This window comes from Aeromonas molluscorum 848, from assembly GCF_000388115.1.
GTDB classification, from domain to species: domain Bacteria; phylum Pseudomonadota; class Gammaproteobacteria; order Enterobacterales; family Aeromonadaceae; genus Aeromonas; species Aeromonas molluscorum.
This window is the reverse complement of sequence record NZ_AQGQ01000245.1, coordinates 1-3,827: the sequence shown is the minus strand read 5'-3', so window position 1 is coordinate 3,827 and position 3,827 is coordinate 1. Positions and strand designations below refer to the sequence as shown.

Sequence of the window (3,827 nt, the reverse complement as noted above, 5' to 3'; positions counted from 1 at the left end):
CACCACCGCCATGCTGACAAACATAGGCGAGTACCCGCTCCACATTGCACTCGAGCGCCACCGTATAAACGATGCCTCCCAGGATGCACGCGGTGGCGTAGATCTCCTTTTGCAGCACCATGGGGATCTCCCGGGCCAATACATCGCGGATCATGCCCCCGGCAACCCCTGTCATAGTGCCCATCAGTACGGCAATCAACCCGGATGCGCCAAAATGAAGCGCCTTTTGGGCGCCGATCACCGTAAAGAGCGCCAGGCCAAAGGCATCGGCCACCGGCAGTACATACCAGGGCAGGCGTTTGGGCACGCGAACCAGCCACATGCCCAGCAGGGCCGTCAGCAGTATGACCCAGATATAGAGGGTATCGCGCACCCAGAATACCGGGGTGGCCCCCAGGATCATGTCGCGAATAGTGCCGCCGCCGATGGCGGTGACCGCCGCCAGCACCAGCACGCCGAAGGCGTCCATCCTCAATCGGCCCGCTACCAGCACGCCGGAAAACGCGAACACGGCGGTACCGAACATGTCGCTGACATAGACAATCTGATCAACCAGGCTCTGCATGGGAAAACATCGACTCGAAAAAAAGAGGGGCGCAAATTCTAGAGGCTGAACGAGCAAGCGCCAAGTCCGACCATATGAAACTGAGAGATCTACCGTGCTTTCTAGGCCCTCAGCGCCCTGATAGCAGGCTGGCGACGGGGGAGGCGACTGACCCGGCACATGCCCGCCGTGACCGGGAATTGAGTTCAGAGGTCATTTTTTTCGTTTATTTACTTAAGTCTGACCAGAGTGGACCGATACATAGGTTAAGCGGCGAGAATGGAACGAACAGCGAAAAAAAATCGCTAAAGTCTTCTGAAAAAGCGCCGTTAACCAGCACATATCAGGCACAGAAAAAATAAAGCCTGAGTGAATTAAAGATAAAATTTAATAGCTTAGGAGAATAGTTATGAGTATGTACATCAATACCAACGTTTCGTCGCTCAACGCCCAGCGTAACATGATGAACAGCACCAAATCCTTGGATACCTCTTACACTCGTCTGGCCTCCGGCCTGCGCATCAACAGCGCAAAAGACGATGCGGCCGGTCTGCAGATCTCCAACCGTCTTACCTCCCAGATCAACGGCCTGGATCAGGGTAACCGCAACGCCAACGACGGCATCTCCCTGGCGCAGACAGCTGAAGGCGCCATGGATGAAGTGACCGGCATGCTGCAGCGCATGCGGACCCTGGCGCAGCAATCTGCCAACGGCTCCAACTCTGCCAAGGACCGTGAGGCTCTGCAAAAGGAAGTTGATCAGTTGGGAGCCGAGGTCAACCGTATCTCAACAGCAACCACCTTTGCGGGCACCAAGCTGCTTGATGGTTCTTTCGGTGGCACCTTCCAGGTCGGTGCGGATGCCAACCAGACCATCGGCTTCAGCCTGAGTCAGGCCAATGGCTTCAGTATCTCCGGGATCGCGGCAGCAGCGAATACAACAGTTACCGCAGCAAGTGGTGGCACTCTTGCTGTAGATGCAATCTTCGCCAACGGAACGGCTGCGGGTGGTATCAGTATCAGTACTCAGACTAATGCCCAGAACGTGTTGGCCGCCGTGGACTCCATGCTGACCGTGGTCGACAGCAAACGTGCCGAATTGGGTGCGGTGCAAAACCGGTTGGATTCCACCATCCGCAACCAGGCCAATATCTCGGAAAACGTATCGGCAGCTCGCTCCCGGATCCGTGATGCGGACTTCGCGACCGAGACCGCCAATATGACCAAGCAGAACATACTGCAACAGGCGGCCTCCAGCATCCTGGCACAGGCTAACCAGCGCCCTCAGTCCGCGCTCTCCCTGCTGCAGAACTAAATTTTAAGCAAAAGAAAAGGGCGGTTGTTCAGGCCGCCCTGGTAAAGAAGATGGAACAATGGGGTGTTCGGATATACGCCTTGTTCTATCAACAGAGAAAATCTCTTATTGGTACTACCCCTCTAGTGTCGCGCAGATTGTTCGGTCTGTCACATCAGAGGTTGTTCTCCTGAGCGTAAGCTCTTCTTTGGCCGACACTGTCGGCCTTTTTTATGGGCGCCGGAAAACCGGCGACTGTAAATTGAAAGCATGAACCATGCCAATATCAAGTGGATAGAGCGTGTGGCATGCCTTTCCATTGGCGCAGCGTCATGGCCAGCGCTTGGCCGCTGCTGTGTTGATCCTCTATCCCCTTGTCTTGGTCTCTTCCCCTTGTCAGGAGGAGAGTGTTTGCCGCTGAAAGCCTCAGGGCGGCAATTAATTACCTAAAGCTTCCGATTGTGCAGCCGTTACAGAGTGTGAAGCAAATTGATGGGGTGTTCGGAAAACCAACATTTGCGCAACTGCGGGTCCTATGTCTGTTCAAACAAGGGACCCGCCAGATGGTACAGCCCCGTTCAAGCTGTCCGTCTGAACGGTGGGTCCCTGACTGCATTGACGCAAGCAGAACCCGCAGTTTCTTGTTCATCAGGAGAAATCTTTTATGGCCATGTTTATCAACACCAATACATCATCATTGAACGCCCAGCGTAACTTGATGAACACCAGCAAGTCGTTGGATACCTCATATACTCGCCTGGCATCAGGCTTGCGCATCAACAGTGCAAAAGACGATGCGGCGGGTCTGCAAATTTCCAACCGTCTGACCTCTCAGGTCAACGGCCTGGATCAGGGCAACCGCAACGCCAATGATGGTATCTCCCTGGCGCAGACCGCCGAAGGGGCCATGGACGAAGTGACTGGCATGTTGCAGCGCATGCGCACCCTGGCTCAGCAATCTGCCAACGGTTCCAACTCCGCCAAGGATCGTGAGGCACTGCAAAAAGAAGTCGATCAGCTGGGGTCCGAGATCAACCGCATCTCTACTGACACTACTTTTGCCGGTACCAAGTTGCTCGACGGCAGCTATTCTGGGTCCTTCCAAGTCGGTGCCGATGCCAACCAGACCATTGGCTTTAGCCTGAACCAATCTGCCGGTTTCAGTATCTCCGGAATTTCGGCTGCGGCTGGGACGTCAATCACCACGGCTACTGGGGCGACTGTATTGGTCTCCGCTATCTTTGTCGGTGGCAGTGCAGGTGGTATCAGTATCAGTAGCCAGAGTAACGCTCAGAACGTTTTGGCTGCCGTCGATTCCATGCTGGGTGTGGTGGATGGCAAACGTGCCGAGCTGGGTGCGGTACAAAACCGTCTGGATTCAACCATCCGCAACCAGGCCAATATCTCCGAGAACGTATCGGCTGCACGCTCCCGTATTCGTGATGCGGATTTTGCCACCGAAACTGCCAACATGACCAAGCAGAACATCCTGCAACAGGCCGCTTCCAGCATCTTGGCGCAAGCCAACCAGCGTCCGCAGTCAGCACTGCAACTGCTGGGTTAAGCTGGCGGATTTCACTGTTCTGATAGCGTAAAGAGGTGTTCGAATGAACACCTCTTTCTATTGATAAAGAAAATTTTTCCATACTTCCCCGCGGGTTGTGCAGAACGCGCTTATTGTCGTCCTCGAGATTGTTCTAGGGAAGGTGCGAACAAGTCCCTGATATGAGATCATGTTTGTCATCTGGAGCCATGGAACAGGGTTCATCATGAGTCATCAACTTACCTTCGCCGACAGTGAATTCAGCAGTAAGCGCCGTCAGACCAGAAAACGAGTATTTTCTGTCCCGCATGGAGCAGATTCTGCCATGGCAAAACATGGTGAAGTCATCGAGCCGTTTACCCAAGGCTGGTAATGGCCGGCGACCTTATCCGCTGGAAACCATGCTACGCATTCACTGCATGCAGCATTGGTACAACCTGAGCGAT

Annotated in this window: 3 protein-coding genes and 1 pseudogene; 3 read left to right on the top strand and 1 reads right to left on the bottom strand. The window is 54.3% G+C overall.

The window, feature by feature from the left end; translation table 11 throughout:
- Positions 1-565, bottom strand: a 565-nt coding sequence (locus G113_RS19430; protein ID WP_005910950.1) for a trimeric intracellular cation channel family protein, incomplete at its 3' end; no start/stop codon positions are given.
- Positions 566-953: 388 nt separating this feature from the next.
- Between G113_RS19430 and G113_RS19425 the strand changes: the two genes are divergently transcribed.
- The 3 genes and pseudogenes from G113_RS19425 to G113_RS21240 form a co-directional block, all read left to right on the top strand.
- Positions 954-1,859, top strand: a complete 906-nt coding sequence (locus tag G113_RS19425; protein ID WP_005910948.1) for a flagellin N-terminal helical domain-containing protein — start codon at positions 954-956, stop codon at positions 1,857-1,859.
- A 643-nt stretch (positions 1,860-2,502) separates the two neighbouring features.
- The gene (locus G113_RS19420; RefSeq protein ID WP_005910942.1) at positions 2,503-3,402 is read left to right on the top strand and encodes a flagellin N-terminal helical domain-containing protein; all 900 of its coding nucleotides are present in this window, start codon (positions 2,503-2,505) and stop codon (positions 3,400-3,402) included.
- 205 nt (positions 3,403-3,607) lie between these two features.
- Positions 3,608-3,827 (top strand): annotated as a pseudogene (locus G113_RS21240) (transposase); the annotation flags it as partial.

What these genes read in the sequence shown, in the direction of transcription:
- G113_RS19420 (WP_005910942.1), top strand. Translation starts at nt 2,503, where the DNA reads ATGGCCATGTTTATCAACACCAATACATCATCATTGAACGCCCAGCGT.
- G113_RS19425 (WP_005910948.1), top strand. Translation starts at nt 954, where the DNA reads ATGAGTATGTACATCAATACCAACGTTTCGTCGCTCAACGCCCAGCGT.